We start from the raw sequence: 24603 nt of genomic DNA, 5'->3' as shown, positions 1-24603 counted from the left end.
GTGAGCATCGTTAACTTGCGCTAAACGCGGAGGCTACTGGGTTGCCGCGTTTGCGCAAATAACTACCTACTGAGTTATCCCAAACTTTATCCACAAGTTCTGTGGGTAAGTGAAGATTTTAGCGTACACAATATCAACTAAAGTCTTTATTAATAGGGATTAATAACCGTTTCATCAGGCTGTTCACAACTAAGGCAAGTGTGCAAAAAGCCAGCAGTGGAAGCAAGATCCACAGTGGATAATGGAGCTGACTTTCCATATCAAAACCAAAGATCATAATGCCGCTCACGACCAACTCTGCCCCTAATACGGCAATGGAACCAGCAACTAATCCCATAACACCATACTCTGCCCATATCGTTCTTACGACCCGTTTCTTACTCGCACCAAGTGTGCGGTAAAGTTGTATCTCACTCTGCCTTTGTCCAAGACTTAGGCGGAGCAAAGTAAAGATCAAAATCGCGCCAGCAATTACACTCAAACCAGCTAATAGTGTCACTGCCGAAACGATTTGCTGCACAAGTTGCTGAATCTTCGCTCCCATCACTCTTATATCCATCAAGCTTACCGTAGGATGCTGTCTTGATAGACGGTTAAGCAATTGATCATGTTGAGAATCAAGTCTAAAACTCACCAAATAGGTCGATGGAATTTGCGCGAGCACATCAGGTGTAAAGATAAAATAGAAGTTTGGCTTCATGTCGCGCCATTCGACATGCCGGATAGAGTCGACACGAGCACTCACCGGTTGGCTGTTGATAACAAACCCCAAAGTGTCACCAAGCTGGATGCCCAGATCCTCAGCGACCTCTTTTTCTACCGACACCCCACCAGTGGCGATCCATTCACCAGCCAACACGTCATTATGTGCTGGGATGCCGCTTGCAAAGGTAAAGTTTATCTCGCGGCGCAGCGCATCATTATCGTTTCCTCCTTGAGAATATTCTTTGGCGTTCGAGCCATTAATTGTCTCGAGACGCCCACGAATAATTGGATAGGCATCACTACGTTCAATGTTGCTCTCATCGAGAGCGTTTAAATAGCTCTCTTTTTCATAAGGCGCGATATTCAATGCAAACGCATTAGGCGCGTCATCAGGTAACGTGCGCTGCCAATCTGAGAGTAAATCCGTTCTCACCAACCACATGATAGCTAAAAGCATAAGCGATAATGACAGTGCACCGAACTGAACTCCGGTTGAAATGGATGAACGATTAATGCGGCTTAGCGCAAGTTTAAACTCGGTACTGAGTGGCAAACGAGCTAAAACGCGAGTGATGACCACACTCACCAACCCCAACACCACAAACAATGCCACCATTCCGCCCAGCACAAGCCACACCAATAGGTTGTTACTATAAGCAAGCAACATCGGTAGTACCGGAACGAGAATCAAGGCGTAAGAACGCTTAGAGATATTGGTCATCTGCGGCTGCATGACATTCACAGCACTGACGCGCATTAAATGAAGAAATGGAATCCCTAGAGCTGGTATTGCGATAAGAAGACTGGTTCCAATCGCTACAAATGCTGGCATCACACCGTAAGAAGGCAACGGAGTTGGCAACAGATCAGTTAGCGGAATCCGCAGCAAAAATTCAAGCACGACACCAAGTAATGAGCCAACCACGGATGCCCACACCAAGAGAATCGCGATTTGAATCAACAGCCATCGACTTAACCAACGACGAGTAGCCCCTAAGCTTTTCAACATAGCGATGGTCTTCTGCCTTGTCGCGACATAATGCTGACAAGTGAGCACTAGCGTGGTTGCAGCCATAATCACGACGATAGCAACCGTTAAAGAGAGATATTGTTGAGTGCGCTGGAACATTTCGTTAGTTCGACTCGCACTATTTTGATCGCGCCATGAATCGCTCGGCGTCAATTCAACTTGCTGCTTAAGCTGCTCCAGTTGAGTATCTAGCGCGTTAAGATACAAGTTGTACCGAACTCGGCTTCCTAGCTGAACGGCGCCGGTTTTTTCGAGATCGGATTGATGAATATAAGCAGAGGGCATTTGCTGGAATGGATTGAAACTTAGCCCAGGTTCCTCAACAACTCGTCCAGTGATAGTGAAATCTGCGTCCCCAACAGTGACAACGTCACCCTCCGTGACATTGAGTTGCGAAAAGAGTCGTTCATCAAGCCACAACTGATTGTCCAACACGGTAGAGTGCTGCCCTTCTTTACTTTGCAGCTTCAACTCGCCTTGAAGTGGATAATTTGACTCTACCGCTTTTACCGTGATGAGTTTCATCGCTGAATCACTAAAGGCCATCGTGGCGAAGCGAACCATTGATGAACTCTCTAACTTCTGCTGAGCAACCAATGTAGTAAGTTGTTCTGGAATAGGGTTTGATGAGCTAAACACGCTGTCTGCGGTGAGCGCCTCTTTGCCCTGCTTTACAATGACCTGTTCCATCCGTTCTGTTAGAGCGGTAAGTGCAAAGATAGAGGCGATGATAAGTGTAAGCGCAACCGATACAGGCCAAAGTTGTCCGTGGCGAATTTCGCCCATGCTCCAGTTGTACAAATAGCGATTTAAGTTGCTTGGGCTTAAACGTGACATTAACTCACCTCCAATTGCCCAGCTTGAATGGTTAAGGTTCTATCGCACTTTTCTGCCAAGTTCATATCGTGCGTCACTAACACTAATGTCGTCCCATGCTTTTTGTTTAGCTCAAACAACAGCTCGACAACCTTAGTCGCCGTTTTTTGGTCGAGGTTACCAGTCGGTTCATCAGCGAATAGGATTTTAGGTTCAATCATAAAGGCTCGCGCTAACGCAACTCGTTGTTGCTCGCCTCCAGACAACTGGGCAGGAGAATGGTGAATGCGATGCCCCAGACCTACAGACTCAAGTAATTGAGTCGCCCGTGGTTTGTTCTCAGCTTCACCTTTAAGCAAGCATGGTAAAGTCACATTGTCGAGTGCAGATAAGCTCGGTATCAACAAAAAGCTTTGAAATACAAACCCAACAGATTCACTACGAATTTTTGCTCTGGCTTCATCATCAAGTTGAGATAAAGGCTGCCCTAGTAACTCAACTTGTCCCTCACTTGGCGTATCTAACCCAGCCAATAACGTCATCAAAGTTGATTTACCCGCGCCAGAGGTTCCAACGATCGCGACACTTTCCCCAGCTTGGATTTCTAGGTTTATGCCATTAAGGATTGTTAATTTTTCTTGATTGGTGGAAACTGTCTTGCACAGAGACGTTGCCTTAATTACGGATGTTTGCATGTTACGACTACTTTCCTTATTTATCGCTTGCTTTATTATCAACCCTGTCTCAGCGACCACATTGTTGGTTCTCGGGGATAGCTTAAGTGCAGGCTATCAAATGCCTATTGAAAAAGCTTGGCCTAGTTTATTACCAAATGTTATGGCTGATAAGGGTAAGCCTCTCACTGTCGTAAACGGCAGTATTTCAGGTGACACCACAGGTAACGGTTTAGCGCGTCTTCCCCAGTTGCTTGATGAGCATCAACCCAGCCTCGTTCTGATTGAGCTCGGCGCTAACGATGGTCTGCGCGGTTTTCCACCGTCACTGATTGAGGGCAATCTTGTTTCTATTATCGATCAAATCAAAGCCGCGAACGCCAAACCACTGCTAATGCAGATCCATATTCTTCCTAATTACGGTAAACGCTATACCCAAGCCTTCTCGTCGCTGTACCCTAAGATTGCTCAACAGCATGACGTTGCGTTAATGCCCTTTATGCTCGAACCTATCATGCGAGATAATCCCGACTGGATAATGCCCGACGGTCTGCACCCCAAACCTGATGCTCAACCATGGATTGCAGAATTTGTTTCCCATCAGTTAATAAAGCACCTCTAATTGCCATAGCTCAATAAAATTTACCAAGCTTTACGTTAACTTAACTCTTTGACCTGTCGGTTTTGGAGCAAAGAATGATAATTAAACCAGAGATATCGGGCGTGGTAGCACGGAGTGCTCATCCACTTGGTTGCGAAAAGGCAATTCTTCAACAGATTGATTACGTTAAAAATGCCGATCCGATCAAACAAGGTCCAAAGCGTGTTCTAATTATTGGTGCTTCATCGGGTTTTGGCTTAGCTGCACGTATCGCCCTCACATTCGGCGGAGCAAAGGCGGATACCATTGGTGTCTCTTTTGAGCGAGGACCATCAGAAAAAGGCGTTGGTAGTGCAGGCTATTACAACAACTTGTTTTTTCAAAAACATGCAAAGGCAGAAGGCCGTTTAGCGCTTAACATTCAGGCAGATGCCTTTTCGCCACAGACCAAAGAAGAAGTTATCGAGGCCATCGAAACCTATTTCGAAGGTGAAGTGGATTTAATCATCTACAGCGTCGCCAGTGGTATCCGTCCTAACTACCAAACTGGCGAAATGTGGCGTTCTGCCATCAAGCCGATTGGCAACTCAGTCAAGGGCGCGTCTCTCTCTTTGGAACACGACCAATGGTTAGAAAACGAGCTTGAGCCTGCATCTAATGAAGAGATCGAAGGCACACTCAAAGTCATGGGTGGCGATGACTGGGAAGCATGGGTCGATACCTTGATTAACTCGGAGTCGATTGCAGAAGGGTGTAAAACGGTCGCATTTTCTTATATTGGTCCTGAACTGACCCACCCTATTTACCTCGATGGAACATTGGGGCGAGCGAAGATCGACCTACATCAAACCAGTCACTCGCTTAACCTAAAATTGGCCAACTTTGACGGCGGCGCTTATGCCACTGTCTGCAAAGCACTTGTGACCAAAGCCAGTGTGTTTATTCCAGGGCTCACCCCGTACCTGATGGCTTTATACCAAGTGATGAAGCAAAAAAGGACCCATGAAGGCTGTATCGAGCAAATGCATCGCTTGTTTACCACTAAGTTGTACGGAGTAAACAAAGTGCCCGTTGACTGTGAACGTCTAATCCGCATTGATGATTTGGAGTTAGACGAAGATACTCAAAGACAAGTCAATGAGATGGTGGCGAAGATGAATGCTGACAACTTCAAGCAAATTGGTGATTACCAAGGCTTAAAGCAAGAGTTTATGCAGTTAAATGGCTTTGAGTTAGACGATGTGGATTATCTGGCAGATATCGACATCGAGCAACTCGTAAAATCATTAACTTAGTCCTTATTAAGCCCTGACACCTCGTCTCAAATTTAAGAACAACTAAAACTGATGCCAGCGCCCCGCTCTCTTGTGGCGCTGGCTCTGATACAGTTACGGACAATCAGAGAAGGAAATTAACGACTACTATAATAATAACAGCATGGAACGCTCGTTATGGCATAAGCCACAAGGATTCTGATGAATGTCGAAAATTAACACTAGCAATTTACATATCCCTCATGCAATGAGCGAGAACTGGCAAGTCATCGTCAACCTCATCGCCCAACTTATACCCGTGCCTGCCGCACTTATCATGCGTGTTCATCGTGACACCATCGAAGTTTTCTCCTGTAATAACAACATCAATCACCCTTATAAGCGTGGTGACACTGAGCAACTTGGGCAAGGACTATACTGCGAGTATGTTATCAAGCACCAGAAACAGTTGGTGGTAAAAAACGCCCTCGAAGCTCCAAACTGGAGCAACAACCCTGATATTAAACTTGGTATGATTTCTTATTGTGGTTTTCCGATCAGTTGGCCTAACGGCGAACCATTCGGGACCATTTGCGTGCTTGATTCGAAAGCTCGTGAATTGTCTGATATCGCAACGCAGTTGTTGGCCAGCTACAAAGAGTCTTTGGAAGCCCAACTTGCCACCTTGTATCAAAATCAGCAGTTGAAAATTCTCAACTCTGAACTTCAATCACGAGTTAACACCCGAACACAAGATTTAGTCGACCTTAACTTTTCACTTAATCAAGAAATTGACAAGCGCCGTGCCGCTGAGCAAAAAGTGATTTACCATCAGAGACATGATTTAGGCACTGGTTTTCTAAATCGAAACACGCTTGAATTCGAAGCATCGCGAGCAGTCGATATCACGATCGAACATCCGCAGTTTGGCGCAAGCGCTGTCCACATTGGGTTTAGTAATGGCAAGTTGATTCAAAGCCGATTTGGATTTGCTGTATGGGAAGGAATTTTAGTTCAACTAAGAGAAAAGATTGGCTATTTGTCTCGTTATCATCTGCAAACCTCACGTCCTACCTCGACGGAGTTGGTATTTCTTATTGAATCAAATAACCTCGCTCAAGATCTTGAGCAATTCACTCAGCAACTTGTCGAGGTCAGTCACTCTTCATTTGATGTCGAGGGAGAGTCGATTCACTTACATAGCTATGTGGGTGTCAGTACGACCAACAACGCCAGCTCAGGACATATATTATTGCAACAAGCCTCAGAAGCGATGCGGTCATGTAAAGACTCAGGGCATAAATTGATCTACTACTCTGAAGCCATTTCAATGGCGCAGAACAACCTCAATCATTTAGAAAACTATCTCTTGCAAGCTGTGCGCAGTGATGACCTGTTGCTCTACTTCCAACCGAAAGTCTCCCCGACCACACATCGCTGGATTGGTGCAGAAGCTCTGCTTAGATGGCGACACCCAGTATTGGGCGACGTATCCAATGAAGCATTAATAAAAATGGCAGAGAAGAACGGCCTAATTTTTGAAGTGGGTAACTTTGTTTTGCGTTCCGCCATCGCTAAGGCATCAGAATGGTCCGCAGTGATTAGGGATTTCAAAATTGCCGTCAATATCTCAGCGGTACAACTTAAAAACCAGCACTTTGCGGAGCAAATAGAAGATCTGTTGACTGCCTATCACCTTCCAGCAGAATGCCTTGAGCTAGAGGTAACCGAGAGTACGCTAATCGCAGACGAACAAGTTGCTCACACGACTTTGCTGGCTCTGCATCAACTAGGCGTGACATTGTCACTTGATGATTTTGGTACCGGTTATTCATCCTTCGATTACCTTAAGAAGTTCCCTTTCGATGCGATTAAGGTTGATAAAAGCTTTATTAAGCAGTTGAACATTAGTGAGCATGACAAAACCATTGTCCAATCCATTATCAAGATAGCTAAGAAACTGGACCTAGCGGTCACCGTAGAGGGCATCGAGACACTCGAGCATGAAAAGTTCATCATCGAGGAAGGGTGTGAATATGGACAAGGTTTTTACTATGGCAAACCTATGCCATGCGATGAGTTTGAAGTCTGTTTGATGAGTAAGCATTATCCAGATAACCTAAATCAAAGCTTTCAGTAGCTTAACTCTTTACTCATCGGCGAGTGATTTTTATAATCCCCGCCTTTATAACCTCTCAAATGTGAGTTCACTATGGATCAATTGATCGCAACTCTTAAAAAAATCGAAAAACAGAACTACCGCGCCTATCAACAGATAAAAGGTAGCTATGATTTCACTGACTTCACGCTGTTTGTCGATTACGTACAAGCCGACCCGTTTGCGTCGGCGTCAAGACTGCGTGCAATTCGTCCTTGGTCAGTAACTGGCCTTGATTGGCTTAAAGAGACGTCCCCAGCTTATCAAGTAGCGGCTCGTGACTTTATCGCACGTCAGTTTGCTGAGTTTGCGCGCCAAGAAGCTCACATCAGTATTGCTCTTACTGGACAAACGGTTCTTGATTCGACATCTGTCCTCTTTACTGACGAGGGTATTGAACTGCGTTTTCGAGCCAACCTTCCCGCAGAAGGACGCTCTGCATTAGGCAAAAAAGCGATCAACATTCTCACCTTCCATCTGCCTAAATTTATTCGTCGTGCAACGCTTGAACGCGAGCTTGATAAACAAGCGTTGATCAATCACTGTCAGGTTATTGAAGATCAGCAGGCGATGCGTGAACAACTTGATGAACATAACTTGATTGCTTTTATTGGCGATGGCGCAGTACTGCCAAGACTTGCTGGTAATAGTGACTTGCCAATGAAAGAAGCCGTGGCATTCGTCGCTCCCGAATCGTTGGCAGTAACACTAAATACCCCTAACCAAGGTTCGATTCGCGGTATGGGTATTCCAAAAGGCATCACCTTGATAGTGGGTGGAGGCTTTCACGGTAAGTCAACGCTGTTAACTGCCATCGAGCGCTCCATTTACGACCATATCCCAGGTGACGGTCGCGAACACGTGGTGACAAACAGCGCAAGTATGAAAATACGTGCTGAAGATGGACGTTGCGTTCACAACCTAAACTTGTCGAACTACATTAACCATCTTCCTATGGGCAAAGATACGGCTGACTTTTCAACACAAGACGCATCTGGCTCAACCTCACAAGCGGCATGGTTGCAAGAGTCAATTGAGAGTGGCGCTCGTAGTCTGTTGATTGACGAAGATACCTCTGCAACAAACTTTATGATTCGCGATGAGCGTATGCAGGCTCTAGTAAGCAAAGGCGATGAGCCCATCACTCCGCTAGTGGATAGAATCGGCCAACTGCGCGACGAGCTGGATATCTCAACCATCGTTGTTATGGGTGGTTCTGGTGATTACCTAGATGTTGCGAATACCGTTATTCAAATGCATGATTATCAAGCCGTGGATGTCACTGAAAAGGCGCAACAAGTTATCGCTCAGCACCCTACCCAACGCCATAACGAGAGTGAGTCTGCGTTACTTACTTTTAGACCGCGCAGTCTAAATCGAGCGGCGTTGCAAGGCATCCTAACTGAGGGCAAATTTCGAGTATCGGCCAAAGGCACAGACTCATTGCGTTTCGGCAAAGAGTTCGCTGATTTAAGCGCGCTTGAGCAGCTAGAATCGCCGTCGGAAGTCAATGCGATCGGTTGGTTGTGGTTCCAGCTGGCTCAGTTACCAGGTTGGTCGAACAATCCAGCTAAAGAGATCGAGCAAATGTTGTCTAACCGTTGGTACAGCACCATGCCAAATCAAGGCGATCTGGCAAAGCCTCGCGTTTTAGACGTAATGGCCGCGTTAAACCGTATGCGAAAATCTCAGTTCAAAAACAGTCATTAATAAAAGCGCTTCGGCGCTTTTTCTTTAAAGGCGCAACACATTCCAAGCTTCACAGACTAAACGGAACTTCTCACTGTCTCCGTTTTGTCTGTCTGGGTGCCATTTCAATGCGAGTTTTCGCCAACGTTTTCGAATCTCAAGTTCACTCGCCCCTTCCGAAAGTTCAAACACCCTAAGCGCTTTATCTCGAGTAACATCGCCAAACTTTGCTTGAGTACTGCCAACAAAATCACGGTAGCGCGTCCAAAACTCATCCAAAAGCCGTCTTATTTCACCTTGCTCAGCTTCGTAATGCTGCCATTGGGTGTAGTAGTCACGTAGTGGGTCTTGATTATCAAGGCTAAGTCTATGCACCACGCCGCGATTACTCAAAAGCGCGATGTCCATTGCTTCCACCTGCACGTAGTGATCCGGATAGAGTGTCTCTTGCAACTGATAGAGTGCATTCATGATCAAAAAGTTGCGTTTAAAGAGATCTTTTTCCGGCTTCTCGTCCAGTACTGGCATTAACTCTAAGGCAATGAGTTCGCTCGCTAAGGTATGCACTTTCCAACCGTTATGCCTTTTTTTCAATACCTCAAAAATAGGCCACAAAAGTGGATTCTCAATGCTATTGATGTTTGCAAGTGGGCAACTCTGCATGACTTCTCTTTAATACGTTGGCATTATTTCTAGTGTAGCTTACTCATTTTACTTTTTACTGTTCAATAAAAAACTCACCTTGGTACTCAGGCTTTTGAACTAAGCCCTCAGTTTTACCCGCCCTTTTAACTAACCGATTCATTTATTGCGTAATCACTAAATAAAACAGCGTTCAAAATAATAATTGAACACTGTTTTATTATGCTTTACTATGCTTTCATCATGACAAATAAATGGACAATTTTGATGGATAACAAACGTAGTTTAACAACTTTAACTCTACTGACCCTTGCTTACTCGGCGGTATTTGTATTCTCAGCTATCGAGCCCATGTCTCGAGCGGTGTGGATTGCCGAAATCATACCTGTGGTATTGGCGCTTGGCATCATCTGGGTACTTTCAATCAACTACAAGTTTTCCAACACTTCTTACATTTTGATGTTTGTCTGGATCTTCATGCATACCATAGGATCTAAATACACCTTTGCTGAAGTCCCTTTCGATTGGTTTAACGAACTGATTGGTTCACAAGACAGAAATCACTTTGATCGTGTCGCTCACTTTTCAATTGGATTTTACGCCTACCCGATTGCTGAGTACCTAATTAAAAAGCATGCCGTTAAGCCCGTCATCGCGTTGCTGTTTGGCTTGTTTTCTATTATGTCGCTCGCTGCTGGATATGAAATTATCGAGTGGTGGTATGCAGAACTTGCTGGTGGCGACGAGGGTATCGCCTTCTTAGGTTCACAAGGCGATATCTGGGATGCTCAAAAAGATATGCTAATGGACACGTTAGGCGCTCTAACGTCACTCACTTTATTGGTTTTTCAACGTCGAGTATTTTCATCAAGCCAAGCTAAGTAAGGGTTAAACCCATCAGTAAAAGGCACTTTCACGACTTGCGGTACTTCATAACAATGCAGTGCCACAAGTCGTTGTTGTAACTGCTCGAAACATCGGTCAGTGGTTTTAATCACCAACAGGATTTCTTGATCGCAACATACTTCTCCTTGCCAAACGTAGTGACTGTCTATCGCCATACTTTGTATACATGCGGCAAGCTCTTGCTCAAGCAAATCGTTAATAATCGCTTGTTTGTTCTCTACACTATTTGTTGTGGTTAAAACAATACAGTAATCAGCTTTCATTTTTTGCTTCTCTTTTTTGCTCTTATTCAATGTTTAAGCAACCAAATTTGGGAGCGATCGCTTATTAATGACTATTCTCTTAGTAAATTTACACAAAACTTACGTTGCTATGAACATCTAATGATACGCTTTAAACCTATTTCGATAATTCATGAGTTGAGTCCCATAGTTAATCGAAATAGATAGAAAGTTGATTTGCAATCAACTCTTATGAACTAAACTGAATACGCAATATAGTAGTAACAGAAATTTAATTTCAATAACAATAATTATAACTTTAAGCGGTAAACCGTTTGATCACTTTGCTGCAGGAGATATCGTGAAAGACAAATTACGCCCTTTTCAAGAGATAGAGCACTGCCCGTTATGTAACTGTGACGAACTGATGCTGTCAGATTCTGGCGCAATGCTCTGCGCCCAGTGTGGCTCATTCTTCAAAGATGTTAAGCAGATCGTTTCTTTTGAACCGCTCCCCCCTAAAGTCATTCTGAACGTTTCGCACAGTAGTTCAGTGCGAGCCCACTAAAACTGAGAGACCCAATTGGGTCTCTTCTAATTTATACCAGTTCTTCAACTTCTTCTAAGCTTTGGATTGAACCAAACACACCAGGAAAAGAGGATTTGCTGACACCTTCAAGTTGAATGGTCTTAATACCGGCCCTCACGCCAGCCTCTAAGCCCTTGGGCGTATCATCGATGTACAAACATTCTTCCGGACGGTACCCCATACTCATGGCACTGAAAAGAATCGAGTCCGGTTCTGGCTTCCAACTGTTAGTGTCAAAGGCAGAATAGATTTTCCCCACAAAGTAATCGAGTAGCCCTGTTAGTTCTAACGCATGTTCGATCTTGTCTCTCGGGCCATTAGAAACGACACAATACTCGATATTGTTGTCAGTTAGAAACTTCAATAAAGATTTCGCACCTGGCATTGGTTTGAGCTCAGACTCAAACAGATTCCTCAACGTCACTCGATAGAGAGGTTCTAAAACATCGAGTGATATATTTAAACCGAGCCTATCTCGAGTATCCATTAAGATATCAGCGAGCTTCCCACCAACAAAATGGTCCATCGCTTGCTCTACCGTAAGTGTTGCTCCGAAAGTTTCAAATACCGATGATAATGCTTGGCAGCACAAGATTTCACTGTCGACAAGAGTTCCTTCACAATCAAAGATGACGCACTGGGTTTTATTCATTTGAATAACCTCTACTAATTATTTTTCATCTCTAATTATTAATTTTATTTTGCACATATGAAAGGTTGTAGTTAACAGTTCAGGTTATCCAAACCGACTATTTGTTAAATAATCGGTTTGCATCACTTTTGCATATTTTACGTATTTGAATGGCGATTCTCGTTATCTGGATACATATTTCGGATATCTATAAATTGCTGCATGTTATCGATCAGCAAATCGGTCAGATTTGGATCAAACTGCTTTCCTCGTTCACGCTGAAATAATGCGATAACGTCTTCAAGTGGCCACGCTTTTTTATAGCACCGCACACTGAGAAGCGCATCGAATACATCGGCGACGGCTGTGATTCTTGAGAAGATGTGGATATCGCGCTCTGCAATACCATGCGGGTAGCCATTTCCATCCCAATGCTCATGATGTTGCAACGCAATCAAAGCAGAGAGCCTAAATACATCCCCTTTACTCGCACTAAGCAACTTATGTCCATGAATTGTATGCGTTTTCATTATTTCTCGTTCATCTTCATCGAGTTGCGCTGGCTTGTCTAAAATATGCTCCGGAATGACAATTTTACCCACATCATGCATCGGCGAAACGACTTCAATAAGTTCAAGTTCTCGGTGAGAAAGTCCGTATAGTTTCCCCAATAGATAAGAGACCTTCGCCACTCTTTTAACGTGGTTACCCGTTTCTCCAGAGCGACTCTCAATCGCCTCTCCAAGAACAACAATCATATCCTTTTGCGTTTGCAAGGTTCGTTTGTGCAAACCAACAATTCGCTTGTTCTGCTTATTGATCTTACGTTTCTGTCTAATCATCTCTGCTTGAGTGACAATCACCAGCATCATAATGAGGAAAATCGCAAAACCCGCACTGAGTAGATGCCAGTTTTGCTTAAAATAGCTTTGAGGTTCATTGAGGTACTGAGTGTTGTCCGGTAGCAGGTGCGCACCCACCCCAAATCTCTGCATGGCGAGATAGTCAACCATCGGCTTGTTGATCTCTCCGCGCTGAATCTCTCCTCCAGTGGGAAATGACATAAACTCGCCGAGTGCTGCAATCATTTGCGCCCCTATTTCACTCGAGTTTTGCACATATCCCCCAAATACGCCTTGTGAGATGTAAAACTTCCAAAGCACAAACACGGGAGCCGCACTATGACTAGAAAACTGGTGAGCGAGATAGTTATAGCTATAGTACTGGTTATTCAGAATTTCAGTGTTGTAATGAGTCAGTAAGACGGCATCTTGAGATGAGATATGCGTCAGTTGGTTAAGCGCTTCGTCTAGCGGTAGATCGCGAATCTCTCTAAGTTGGAGTTGCCTGCTACCTTTCAGCTCTTGCTTTACTTGCTGGCGGATAAACTCAGAGGTGGTGCTTCTGTCAGAGACATAGTAAAGCGTTTTCATGTTTGGTCTAACATTGGCGATCAGTTCAAGCGTTTTAGCGATTTGATCCTGTTCAAAAATGATATGACTTTTATCGGTGACTGAGTCGAGCGAGGCTAAAGGGTTATTGATCCCACCAGCAACCATGGGTAGGCCCTTAAGGGGATTGTCTTGCCACTGATTAATAAGGGAGAGTGCACCATCGTCGGTAATCAAGACAGCATCAAAATGATAGTCACGATACTTTGCGTCAAAGTAGCGCTCAAAATGTTTAAAATATTGCTTGTCTAGTATTCGTTTAGTGTCTAAGTACTCAATAGAGAGCGTGATATTAGATTGGCTATCCAGAATGGCTTGTTCAATGCCCGACTGCATGTCTGCGGTCCATTGATACGAGGGTGCGTAGGAGTGTAACACAAGTACATTGTTGCTTTGCCACTGCTCTGCAGGCACCGAACTACAGAACAGGGCGGATACTATTAGGCAACTTTTCAGTCGTAACTTCACTGTCTTTTTGCATATTAAACCAAAATGACAGTCAAGATATCACACCCTATTGAAACTTATTGATAATCCGTTAAATTTCAAGATAAGCATCACTAATCACGTCAAGCAATTTACTTGTTTCATTCTTAGTAACGAGCGCGTGAATGAATGACGCCTGCAATGCAGGGTCAACCAGTGTTACATCAGACACTAACAGTTCTTCATCGCTTTGAGTCACGATCGCCGCTGCCATAGGCTCTCCATCTTTAAACCCAAGGTAGAGTTGACATGGTTCGGAGTAAATTATCTGAGTCAAAAACTCCACGATAAACTGCTGCTCTTCTTCGTTAGCCCATCGTTTTGACTGCAACAGTGAAAACAGAACCGTTAAACGATGAAAGTCAACAAGGTAGATGTCATCTACAGAAAAGCTGTTCTGCTTATCGTGATCCGCCAGATAGTTTGCCAAGTTCACGTAGTTTCGTTCTGCGACTGAGGTTTTGTACAGTTCCCTACCCGTTAAACTTTCTTTGGTAGGAAACTCAACATCAACTTGTTGGTAAAGCCATTCATTTTTGGTGGTGGCAATTTTCGGAACGTGACGAGTCATAGGTTTATAGCCAGATAGAATTACTTGGTGAAGCTTAATCACCGTCGCGTTCAAATACAAGCATTAACTCAAGTAACCTCAAGGTGTTTGATTCGGCGAGAATAAGTTGGTTTATAGACAAGGCAGAGAACTGAAGTCACTTGAGTATATAATCTTTGGTGTTAATAGTGCGCTAAAGTGCTTATGATTGTATTAAATGATTATAAATTGATAGGAACAACTATGTTAAAACAGATTTCAACTTTACTGTTGGTTAGTGCCGCATTAACAGGCTGTGATAGCGGCGAAGTCGGAGACGTCAGCTTGGGGCTTTTCACGATGAAAGACATTAAGCTTAACCACCTTCAAGATCCTATCGTAACTGGCGTAACTTGCCATATCGCCTCTATTGAAGCGGACTTTAGCTTGGCCGACCCGAGCGACAGCTCTATCTCTTGCCGACAAACAGGCGAAATTACCCCTGAGATGATTCAGCAAATCGACAAGTCTAATGACGGCGAAGTGGTATTTAAAAAGTCAAAAAGCATCTTCTTTAAGTCGATGAAAGTTCGTCGAATCTTTGATGCAGAAAATCAAACCTTGATGTACCTATCCTACTCAACCAAAGAAACGTCCGGTAGTTTTAAGCACAGCTTGTCAACCGTACCGCTATGGGGCACCAAAGCTTACGGCCTATACCAAGCAGAGAAGTAGCTCAAAATTGTGCCAAACGGCGATGTTTGGCACAATAAAGTGAAATTTTGATGAAATAAATCTATCATCAATGTGATATGATGCAGAAAATTTTTTAATCCCCCTTAAAGATGAAATTTCCAGGTCAGCGTAAATCTAAGCACTATTTCCCAACTCATGCCCGTGATCCATTGGTCAACCAAGCGAAGCAACCATCAAAGCTATATCGACCAATCATTGTTGGTGTCGGTCAAACAATTGTAGATATTGAAGCTCGCGTGGACGATGAATTTCTCTCTAAGTATGGACTGAGTAAAGGCCACTCACTGGTTCTTGAAGAAAACAAAGCCGATGAGCTCTATGTAGAGCTTGTTGAGCGTGGATTGATTACTCATCAATATCCTGGTGACACTATTGGCAACACGCTGCACAACTACTCAGTATTGGCTGACAGTAAGTCAGTGCTACTCGGTGTTATGTCACGTAACATTGAAGTAGGTTCATTTGCTTATCGTTACCTATGTCGTACATCTGCTCGTATGAACTTAAACCATCTACAAATGGTTGAAGGTCCAATTGGTCGTTGTTACACACTCATTACTGAAGATGGTGAACGTACTTTCGCTATTAACGAAGGTCATATGAACCAGCTTCAACCAGAAAGCATTCCAGAAAGCGTTTTCGACAAAGCATCAGCTCTAGTGGTTTCATCCTACCTTATGCGCGGTAAACCTGAAGATCCGATGCCAAAAGCAGTTGCTCGCGCAATTGAGATCGCTAAAGCGAAGAACGTTCCTGTCGTTCTCACCCTTGGAACAAAATGGGTGATCGAAGGTAACGCAGAGTGGTGGCAAGAGTACCTCAAAGAAAACATCACGATTGTCGCGATGAACGAAGAGGAAGGCTTGGCACTCACTGGCATCAGTGATCCTTTACAAGCCGCAGACCGCGCACTTGAGTGGGTAGACTTAGTTCTGTGTACCGCAGGTCCTAATGGTCTTTATATGGCGGGCTACAGTGACGTTGAAGCATTGCGTGAAACAGATTATATGCTGCAACACGGTGTGATCTCTGAGTTTAACCGTTACGAGTTTAGCCGAGCTATGCGCAAAGTGGATTGTGTCACCCCGCAAAAAGTGTACTCGCACATTGGTCCTTACCTTGGTGGCCCTATTGAGATTAAAAACACTAACGGTGCTGGTGATGCCGCTTTATCAGCTTTGCTTCATGATATTGCCGCAAACAGCTTCCATGTGGTGACGGTGCCGGACTCAATGAAGCACGATCGCCCTTACCTCACTTACTCATCACTGTCACAGATTTGTAAGTACGCAAACCGTGTAAGCTATGAAGTGCTCACTCAGCACTCTCCTCGCCTATCGAGCTCGTTACCAGAACGAGAAGATAGCCTAGAAGAAGCATACTGGGATAGATAATGATTAAAGCCGCGAACGCGGCTTTAATTTTATGTTGAACTAACTAAGCTTAGCTGCAAGGATGAAATACCAGCTCCTCGCCAACCACCATGACACAATCCATTCCCGCAGCATGAGCCGCTTGCTTGCCAAGTTCAGTGTCCTCAAACACTAAGCACTTTTGTGGCTCAACTTGCAATAGATTGGCAGCTTTAAGAAACGTATCGGGGGACGGTTTATGATTCTCGACATCATTGGCACTAACCAGTACTTCCACTTTATCCGCTAAGCCACAGTCTGAGAGTAAACGTTCGGCACTCTCGCGCTGGCTCCCCGTCCCAATCGCGATCCGCTTGGTCTGATGATAGGTATTGAGCACATTAAGCGTTGCGGCAATGGGATTTATTTCATTCGACATGGTTTTAAACGCAGCCATTTTGAATTGAGAAGCGTCATAAGCGTCGATGTTAAGAGCAAATTTGCTGTTAATCTGCTCAACAATTTTGCTGCTTGGCATGCCTCCCATGCTATGTACCCACTCACGACTAAAGGGAAAGCTAAACTCTCGAGCCGTTAACTCCCACGCATCTAAATGAGCAGGCATTGTATCGAGTAAGGTTCCATCCATATCGAAAATAAATGCTTGGTATTGGTCGTAATCTAATAACATAACCGTCAGCTTCACTTGTTATTTGGTGATCTAGAAAAGTAACTTACCAAACATTTGCCGACGATAGTGTTAACCAGCAAAAGAAATGAGAATGCGGTAACAATACAATGCCCAAGCCCCAAGAGCGGGGGCTTGGTTTTGCGGTTAAGGGTTAGGGTCACTAATCAACAAGCTGAGCTGTTCATTGATCGGGCCTGCGATTTGATCCGCAATGTCGTTGATTTGAATCGATTGAGATTGCCCGCCTTTGGTTATCGTCAATGTCACATCGTTATCGTTAACCTGCGCACTGACGTTGTCGAGTATATCGTCAATGGTCTCACCGGGTTCAAGTATATCCGACAAGTCGATTTGATCTTCTCCGACCTTGAAATCATGGATAACATCAAGACCGCCATCAAAATCGTCGAACTGCCATACGAAGGTATCACCGCCTCCAAAACCAAACAGAATATCGTCGCCTAAGCTTGCTTCCATTGTATCTGCTTGCTCAGTTCCTTGTTGCAACATTGAGCCTTGTGGCAATACCGTGATATCAATCGGGCTTGTTTTGACTACGACATTCTCATCAGTAAACACCACCACATCAAACGAGTAGTTGCCTGGGTCACTCACTTGAACAGAGAGGCCCGATAAATCACCATCATAACTGCTGACATCGACATAGCCGTTACCATCTGCGACCAGTTCATCATCACCAATCTTGAACTTGGTATCATTTGGCAATTCCCCTAGGTCTAACTTCACTTTGAAATCGTCAAGATTAAGTTGGTCGCTGCCTAAGTTGACACTGATATTACTCACTGGCAGATAGCCATCTTCAAACCCGACATTGTTGAGAGTCTCTAGCTTGATATTGTCTAACAGTGCGCCGTAACTATCAGCATCAGTGGACTCAAAGGTCACTCGGTAATCGCCTGCGGTCGCAGTTTGGAAGTGAATAATCTCAGACGTCCAATCCTTACTCTGATCGTAAGTGTAAAGAAGTTCTTTACTCACGCCATCTGCAGATTCGAGGAAAATCGCCATTGGTGATAATCGATTGCCTCGTCTTGCAACATCAAATGCTAAGGTGAAGAACTGCCCCTCACGCGTGTTACTTAACTCGGTGAACAGCTGGTTGTCGCCTCTACGCGCCTCGAGTTCGAGCACTTGATTCTGTTTATCATCCGTATGCCGATAAACACTCTCCTTACCCACCTCAACGCTATCTTTTGCGTTGTCTGTTCCCCAAACACCTTCAGCGCCATCGGAGATGCCCGCAACGGTATTCGCGTCATTTAACTCTTCGGCATCAATATAGCTCCAACGCCCTACATCAATTTGGTCGAAGTCATGGAACGATATTATCGTATCATCCTCTTGCTCGATAGTGATGTCTGCAATCGTTCCGGTTGACGACACGCCGTCAACGATAAGAGTGAACTCTTCTAAATTATCGTCAATATCATCGATGACAGTAGGTAATACCACCGAAAATTCACTCACACCCACTGGCACGATGATTTTGCCGCTTTGCTCGTCGTAAGTCACACCATGGGTAAACACCACATTAGCCAAGTCAATATCAGCGGCGTCAGCACTATCACTAGGATGGCCAAATTCAATGCCGAGCATCGTCGGTGTCAGTGGACCGGCATTAAGGAATACTTTAAATAATAAGTGGTCTCCCTCGACTACGACATCGTCGATCATATTGATGCAATGAACACAGATCTCTTCTGGCACTGGGTTAACAATAATATTGACCGTCGCCTCTGCAAAGCCACCTTTATCATCAGTAATTTCATAGTCGAAAGTCGTCGGGCCGGTAAAATCGTCATCGAGATCAACATAAACAATGCCGTCTTCAACCCAAATCTGCGCATTGTTTGCCTCAGAAACATGGGTAAAGCGAATTTGGTCAGAGTCTGGGTCAAAATCATTGCCCAACAGTTCCTCGACCGGAATTTGCAGTACTTCACCTTGGTTCGCCGCATAAGCACCAGATCCTGATGCGGTAAATCCTGTTAAGAAGTAATCTGATGAGTCCATTCCCCGCGCAGGCTCATTGACAAAATCCACCGCTTCAAACACCACTCGGTCAAAAGCAATGTCATCTGAAAAACTGTAACTACCGTAGTTACTACCCTGATTGGCGATAAACATACCACTGGCAACCGCAGTATTGCCCAAATACGCGACCCATTTCCCTTGCTCATGATTACCCGGACCACCTTCATTTTTATAAAGATTTGAGAAGGTGAAACTGAATTCGGTAGCGGGTTTGGCGAGGTTAAATGTGAACTGCTCTGACAGGCCTTCCTCGCGATTATATTGAATTTGGTTGGCAGGACCGCCATTTTCGTCACCAGTCACGCCGCGTTTTAAACCACTTCCCGACACTTGCTGCTCTTGTCCATTGTATGCGGCGGTAATATCACCATCTTGGTACTGCCACATATCGTTATCAAACGTACCGTAAGCTACGTGGAAGCCCATTGGGTCATCAATCGCCACTGGCGGCGTGTTTTCTGCAGCAATAAGAGTTACCGTGCTTTCATCACTAACGTTGTTGTCACTGTCTATCGCACGGTAGTCAAACGAGTCATCCGGGGTGTTTGTCTCTAGATAGCGCAACTCCCAATTACCTGGCCCCATTGTTGAGGCTTCGATATGAGTGATCTTAGCCCCAGAAGAACTGTCTGGTACATCAATCGTGATCTCTTTAAACAACTCACTGTTGCCTGAAGTGTTCTTGGTTATAAGTTGCTCGATCACCGTGCCGTCATCAAGTGTGGCGGTGATCATGACTTTGGTTTCTTTAGGATGACCGGCCTCAAACCAACCACCCATTCCATCCAGTCCTAAAGTGACAGATTCGGCAGGTCGTTGAGACATATCGATCGTGATAGTTTCGCCCTGATTGATACCATTCCCACCGCCAACACCTAATCCATAACCAATATGGTTTTTGTCCGCATAATATTGTGTTGGCGCCCCACCGCTGGTGGTAATAAAAATCTGATCAACAATGTTTTCTTCATCATCGGTGAAATTCAGCACGCGTACGTTTGGATCGTCAGTGGATTGACCCCAGTTGAGAAACGCGCTGTTACTTTCGTCACCATCAAGACCTTCAGGCGCATTTTTCACACCGAGGATAAAACCAGTAGACTGATCATCATTTTGATAAGTGAACAGATCAGGGTCAAAAACGTTTAACTCACCCACTACTGCACCATCTTCATCAAACTGAGTAATCATAGATTCGGTGACAGGGTCACCGTCATACAGTAGTGTTCCCGATTGAGGAAGGCTGGTAATAACGACACCAAGCGGTTTATTATCGATATCATCTTCAAGATCAGAGATATGATCATTCATCGCCACGTCGCTATTAAAGACGACCGCCGCCTCCCCTTGCGGGTTGAGCGCGACATTGAAGTCTTCGGATTCAGGTGGCGTATCCGACAAGTCTAAAATGGTGCCCTGCGCACTTGCTCCACCCAGTTGCAGAGTGAAGGTTTCTTCGTTGTCGTACTCATTATCTTCAACCGTTGGGACAATCACGGTAAACGCGCTCACCCCAATAGGAACCAACACTTTACCCGAACCAGAATCGTAAGTGACGCCGTTGGTAAACTGCACATTGCTTAGGTCAACATCAGCGTGAGTTGCCGTGTCTCCTGGAGAGCCGAAGATGATATCGTATTCGGTCGGCGTTAAAACGCCGTCTTCCAATACCACTTTGTACATTAAGCTATCGCCTTCAGGCACGGTGTCATCGAGTAAGCTAATCGTAGTAACACCGACGTCTGATGCTTGAGGATTAACGATAATGCTCACGGTCGCTTCGGCAAAGCCGCCTTTATCATCCGTGATTTCGTATTCAAATGTCGTGGGGCCGGTAAAGTCATCATCGAGATCCACATAAACGATGCCATCCTCAACCCAAATTTGTGCGTTGTTCGCTTCAGAAACGTGAGTAAATCGAATTTGATCAGAGTCGGGGTCAAAGTCATTTCCTAACAACTCTTCAATCGGGATTTGCAGCACTTCACCTTGATTTGCAGCGTAAGCGCCCGGGCCAGACGCGGTAAAGCCAGTAAGGAAGTAGTCTGAAGAGTCACTGCCTCGTGCAGGTTGATTAACAAAGTCGACCGCTTCAAAGATCACACGATCAAAAGCGACATCACCTGAGAAAGTATACGTACCTTGGTTATCACCATCATTGGCAATAAACATCTCACTCGCGACCGCAGTATCACCTAAATAGGCGACCCATTTCCCTTGTTCATGGTTACCATCGCCGCCTTCATCTAAAAATAGATTGGAGAAAGTGAAACTAAACTGTGTCGCTGGTTTTTCTAAGTTAAAGGTAAGCTGTTCCGACTTGCCATCTTCGCGATTATATTGAATTTGGTTAGCTGGGCCGCCATTCTCATCCCCGCTAACCCCTCTCTTTATCCCGTCGCCAGAGACCTGCTGTTGCTCGCCATCGTAAGAAGCGACAACCTCATCATCACCGAACTCCCACACGTCATCGTTATAGGTACCATAAGCCACACTGAAACCCATAGGGTCATCAATGGCCACTGGCGGCGTGTTTTCCGCAGCCGCTAACGTCACAGTGCGTTCTTCACTAACGTTATTGCTGCTATCAACCGCTCGGTAATCAAAAGCATCATCTGGAACATTTGTTTCTAAATAACGTAGCTCCCAGTTACCCGGGCCGAGTGTCGATACTTCCACGTTAGTGATTTTTGCCCCCTCAGACGACTCAGGAACATCAACGGTTATCTCTCGAAATAGATCTGTGTTGCCTGACGTATTTTTCGTGACAAACTGTTCGATGACGCTACCATCGTCAAGGGTCACTCTGATCACGACCTGAGTTTCTTGAGGGTGGCCTTCTTCAAACCAGCCGCCCATACCATCAAGTCCGAGAGTTACGGATTCAGCAGGGCGCTGAGACAAATCAATATTGATCGTTTCGCCTTGGTTTATTCCGTCTCCACCACCAACACCCAAGCCATAGCCGATATGATTTTTGTCGGCATAATATTGTGTTGGTGCGCCACCGCTTGTCGTGATGGTAATTTGATCGACAATGTTGTTTTCATCATCAGTGAAAGTGAGCACCCGGACATTTGGGTCATCTGTCGGCTCACCCCAGTTTAAAAATGCCGTGCTGCTCTCGTCTCCGTCACGACCATCTGGCGCGTTTTTGACACCAAGGATAAACCCTGTCGACTGGTCATCATTTTGATAACTAAACAGCTCAGGATCGAGTATCTGTAAGTCACCGACAACGTTACCTTGATCGTCAAACTCGGTCAGCATCTCGTCGGTCACCGGTTCGCCATCATAAAGGAGCGTACCCGATTGAGGTAAAGAGGTAATGACCACGCCAAGTGGTGTATTTGAGGCATCGTCTTCGAGATCTGAAATGTGGTCTTGAGAGGCATCTTCACTGTTGAACTGCACAGCGGCGCGACCAAAGGAGTCAAGCTCGACTGTAAAGTTTTCCGCTAATGGAGGCGTGTCTGGAGTCGGAGGCGTAAGAATCGACGGTAGGACCAAAGCGCGGAACTGTTCAAGCAGTGTGAGACTTTGCGTTGTCGAGAGGCCAATGCTTTCAAGCCCTTCTGTCTCAAAAAGTGTGTTAGCAATGGTCTCCGAGCCGTCTCTTGATACGCTGTCGAGCACCGTACCGCTTGAACTGTCCTCGCTCCCCGCTTCAGAAGCAAATTCTTCTTCCAGCTCTGCGGGATCCTGACCTTGTTCAATCGCTTCGATGACCTGAGCAACATCATTAGTTATGTCGATATTATCGCCGTCTTGATTGACCAAAGTCGCCTGAATGCTTTCATCTGGGTTAGACTGGATAATGACCTCACCATCATTCAGTGGCTCGCTTAAGTTAACGATCCTTGCATTGCCTTCAGCATCAATAACAACTGCTTGCCCCACTGCCAGCTTGCTGACTATTGCTAATGTATCCAGTCCCATAACAACCACCATTTATCTCTAACACAGCTTCTCAGTTCTAATTATTGACCATTTTAACTACTAAAAACTTGCCCAATGGTCTAGCGATAGCAAATGTATTGGTGAGGTCACAACTAGTGAGCAATTTTTTAACATCGATTCATAGAGTTAAAACTGCCGCAAGCGTCAGTCTCATTTTTGAGAATCACCGTTTTGAGCGCACTATCGCTCCCCGCACAAGCAGAGCCAGTCGATGACAACATCGTTCAAACTATCGCGAATAATTACTCACCTTCGTGCTAACAAAAATGTTTGTCTTGAATGCGACTGGAGTATTTCAAACACTGAGAATTAAGGTATCCTCTGCAACTTGATAAACAGCGTTGCAGATTGATACTCAAATGACTTCAAGGTGCTAGATTCAAAGCATTGTCATAGGTTCGAGTACAAAGAAAACTGCGACGTGAAATAGCCATCTATTTTCAAGTAGTTATATATATGGATAAGAGCCAAGTTCGATTTACCATTTTTGGTTGTGTCGCGATACTATTTTGGAGCTGCTTGCTAGCAAGTGCGCGATTGGTCACCGAGCATCTAGGCCCTGTTGGAGGCAGTGCGATGCTCTATAGTGTCGCATCGATACTTTTAATGATTGTGGTGGGGATTCCAAAACCATCGCTGTTTTCAGTACGTTATCTGATTATCGGTGGCGCACTTTTTGTCGCCTATGAAATGTTGTTGGCTTTATCGTTGGGCTACTCCAACAATCGTGCACAAGCCATTGAAGTCTCTATCGTCAATTACCTCTGGCCTGCTCTTACCGTTTTGTTTGCAGTCATGACCAGTAGTCAGCGGCCAAATAAATTACTCTATCCGGCAATCATGATGGCGTTTGTTGGCGTTGCGATAACGGTGAGTGGCGATCAAGGCTTTTCTATCCAGCAATTAATCAATAATGTCGGTGATAACCCAAAAGTCTATTTGATGGCATTAACGGGAGCAGTGCTGTGGGCGTTTTACTGCAACTTAACCCGCAGACAGCAATCTAAGCATAATGCCATCACACTATTTTTTATCGCAACAGCCGTATCACTCTGGATTAAGTATGCGTTCAGCAATGAACCACCGATGGAGTTTTCTTGGACCGCATCACTGACTTTATTTGCGACCGCATTCCTAATGGCTGGAGGTTATGGTCTTTGGAATATCGCGATTATTGGTGGCAACATGGTGTTTCTAGCAACGCTATCTAACTTCACGCCGGTACTGTCCGCTCTGTTTTCGTCGCTTATTCTTGGCGTAAGCCTAAGTCATAACTTTTGGTACGGAGTAATAATGGTCACTTTAGGGTCATTGACTTGCTGGTACGTTACCCGAGAAAAGGTCGCGAAAAACGCGGTGCAGACATCCTCATAATACTAGGATAAATAGCAAAATATCTGCCTAAGCA

Annotated in this window: 18 protein-coding genes; 9 read left to right on the top strand and 9 right to left on the bottom strand. The window is 44.9% G+C overall.

The features are described 5' to 3' along the window. Window positions 1-133 precede the first annotated feature (133 nt). The gene (locus GZK95_RS18275) at window positions 134-2572 is read right to left on the bottom strand and encodes an ABC transporter permease (protein ID WP_075715230.1); all 2439 of its coding nucleotides are present in this window, start codon (window positions 2570-2572) and stop codon (window positions 134-136) included. Continuing rightward, window positions 2572-3246, bottom strand: coding sequence for an ABC transporter ATP-binding protein (locus tag GZK95_RS18270; protein ID WP_075715231.1), 675 nt, complete (start codon window positions 3244-3246; stop codon window positions 2572-2574). Before GZK95_RS18270 ends, GZK95_RS18275 begins: the two co-directional genes overlap by 1 nt. Between GZK95_RS18270 and GZK95_RS18265 the strand changes: the two genes are divergently transcribed. The 4 genes from GZK95_RS18265 to GZK95_RS18250 all read left to right on the top strand — a co-directional run bounded on the left by GZK95_RS18265 (window position 3245) and on the right by GZK95_RS18250 (window position 8947). Next, window positions 3245-3847: an arylesterase gene (locus GZK95_RS18265; protein ID WP_075710732.1), complete on the top strand. Its 603-nt coding sequence runs from the start codon at window positions 3245-3247 to the stop codon at window positions 3845-3847. The genes GZK95_RS18270 and GZK95_RS18265 overlap by 2 nt on opposite strands. Window positions 3848-3921: 74 nt before the next feature. Further along, on the top strand, window positions 3922-5121 hold the full coding sequence (gene fabV, locus GZK95_RS18260; RefSeq protein WP_075715232.1) for an enoyl-ACP reductase FabV: 1200 nt from the start codon (window positions 3922-3924) through the stop codon (window positions 5119-5121). 184 nt (window positions 5122-5305) lie between these two features. After that, window positions 5306-7219 carry a bifunctional diguanylate cyclase/phosphodiesterase gene (locus tag GZK95_RS18255; RefSeq protein WP_075715234.1) on the top strand — a complete coding sequence of 638 codons (1914 nt, stop codon included), beginning with the start codon at window positions 5306-5308 and terminating at the stop codon, window positions 7217-7219. A gap of 72 nt (window positions 7220-7291) precedes the next feature. After that, window positions 7292-8947, top strand: a complete 1656-nt coding sequence (locus GZK95_RS18250) for an ABC-ATPase domain-containing protein (RefSeq protein WP_075715236.1) — start codon at window positions 7292-7294, stop codon at window positions 8945-8947. Between the two features lie 24 nt (window positions 8948-8971). On the opposite strand, the gene GZK95_RS18245 is transcribed toward GZK95_RS18250, so the two are convergent. Next, the gene (locus tag GZK95_RS18245; protein WP_075715238.1) at window positions 8972-9589 is read right to left on the bottom strand and encodes a DNA-J related domain-containing protein; all 618 of its coding nucleotides are present in this window, start codon (window positions 9587-9589) and stop codon (window positions 8972-8974) included. A gap of 246 nt (window positions 9590-9835) precedes the next feature. Here GZK95_RS18245 and GZK95_RS18240 point away from each other — a divergent pair, with 246 nt between their 5' ends. Further along, complete coding sequence (locus GZK95_RS18240; RefSeq protein WP_075707348.1) at window positions 9836-10453, top strand: DUF2238 domain-containing protein; 618 nt, start codon at window positions 9836-9838, stop codon at window positions 10451-10453. On the opposite strand, the gene cutA is transcribed toward GZK95_RS18240, so the two are convergent. After that, the gene (cutA, locus tag GZK95_RS18235; protein WP_075707346.1) at window positions 10417-10737 is read right to left on the bottom strand and encodes a divalent-cation tolerance protein CutA; all 321 of its coding nucleotides are present in this window, start codon (window positions 10735-10737) and stop codon (window positions 10417-10419) included. The genes GZK95_RS18240 and cutA overlap by 37 nt on opposite strands. 319 nt (window positions 10738-11056) lie before the next feature. Between cutA and GZK95_RS18230 the strand changes: the two genes are divergently transcribed. Next, entirely contained in the window at window positions 11057-11263 is a 207-nt protein-coding gene (locus GZK95_RS18230) for a hypothetical protein (RefSeq protein WP_075707344.1), read from the top strand. A 31-nt stretch (window positions 11264-11294) separates the two neighbouring features. Here the strand turns inward: GZK95_RS18230 and GZK95_RS18225 are convergent, their stop codons facing one another. From GZK95_RS18225 to GZK95_RS18215, 3 genes are all read right to left on the bottom strand, one after another. After that, window positions 11295-11936, bottom strand: coding sequence for an HAD-IA family hydrolase (locus tag GZK95_RS18225; RefSeq protein ID WP_075707342.1), 642 nt, complete (start codon window positions 11934-11936; stop codon window positions 11295-11297). Window positions 11937-12073: 137 nt separating this feature from the next. Then, window positions 12074-13702 carry an HD domain-containing phosphohydrolase gene (locus tag GZK95_RS18220; RefSeq protein ID WP_083626153.1) on the bottom strand — a complete coding sequence of 543 codons (1629 nt, stop codon included), beginning with the start codon at window positions 13700-13702 and terminating at the stop codon, window positions 12074-12076. Window positions 13703-13904: 202 nt separating this feature from the next. Beyond that, a complete protein-coding gene (locus tag GZK95_RS18215; RefSeq protein WP_075714111.1) occupies window positions 13905-14423 on the bottom strand; it encodes a flavodoxin in 519 nt (172 codons plus the stop codon). A gap of 222 nt (window positions 14424-14645) precedes the next feature. On the opposite strand from GZK95_RS18215, the gene GZK95_RS18210 reads away from it, so the two are divergent. Together GZK95_RS18210 and GZK95_RS18205 are read left to right on the top strand one after the other, a co-directional pair. Continuing rightward, window positions 14646-15116: a CreA family protein gene (locus tag GZK95_RS18210; protein WP_075707340.1), complete on the top strand. Its 471-nt coding sequence runs from the start codon at window positions 14646-14648 to the stop codon at window positions 15114-15116. A 110-nt stretch (window positions 15117-15226) separates the two neighbouring features. Beyond that, window positions 15227-16531 carry an inosine/guanosine kinase gene (locus GZK95_RS18205; RefSeq protein ID WP_075707338.1) on the top strand — a complete coding sequence of 435 codons (1305 nt, stop codon included), beginning with the start codon at window positions 15227-15229 and terminating at the stop codon, window positions 16529-16531. Window positions 16532-16580: 49 nt separating this feature from the next. Here GZK95_RS18205 and GZK95_RS18200 read toward each other — a convergent pair whose 3' ends face one another. Next, on the bottom strand, window positions 16581-17180 hold the full coding sequence (locus tag GZK95_RS18200; RefSeq protein ID WP_075713107.1) for a beta-phosphoglucomutase family hydrolase: 600 nt from the start codon (window positions 17178-17180) through the stop codon (window positions 16581-16583). Between the two features lie 144 nt (window positions 17181-17324). Next, window positions 17325-23174 (bottom strand): cadherin-like domain-containing protein, encoded by a 5850-nt coding sequence (locus tag GZK95_RS18195; protein ID WP_075713109.1) that lies wholly within the window; start codon window positions 23172-23174, stop codon window positions 17325-17327. 477 nt (window positions 23175-23651) lie between these two features. Here GZK95_RS18195 and yddG point away from each other — a divergent pair, with 477 nt between their 5' ends. Further along, the gene (yddG, locus tag GZK95_RS18190; protein WP_075713111.1) at window positions 23652-24569 is read left to right on the top strand and encodes an aromatic amino acid DMT transporter YddG; all 918 of its coding nucleotides are present in this window, start codon (window positions 23652-23654) and stop codon (window positions 24567-24569) included. Window positions 24570-24603: the final 34 nt, after the last annotated feature.

The sequence above is a fragment of the Vibrio panuliri genome (assembly GCF_009938205.1).
Taxonomy (GTDB): Bacteria; Pseudomonadota; Gammaproteobacteria; order Enterobacterales; family Vibrionaceae; genus Vibrio; species Vibrio panuliri.
The sequence above is the reverse complement of the archived record's forward strand: the minus strand, read 5'-3'. Positions and strand labels throughout refer to the sequence as shown.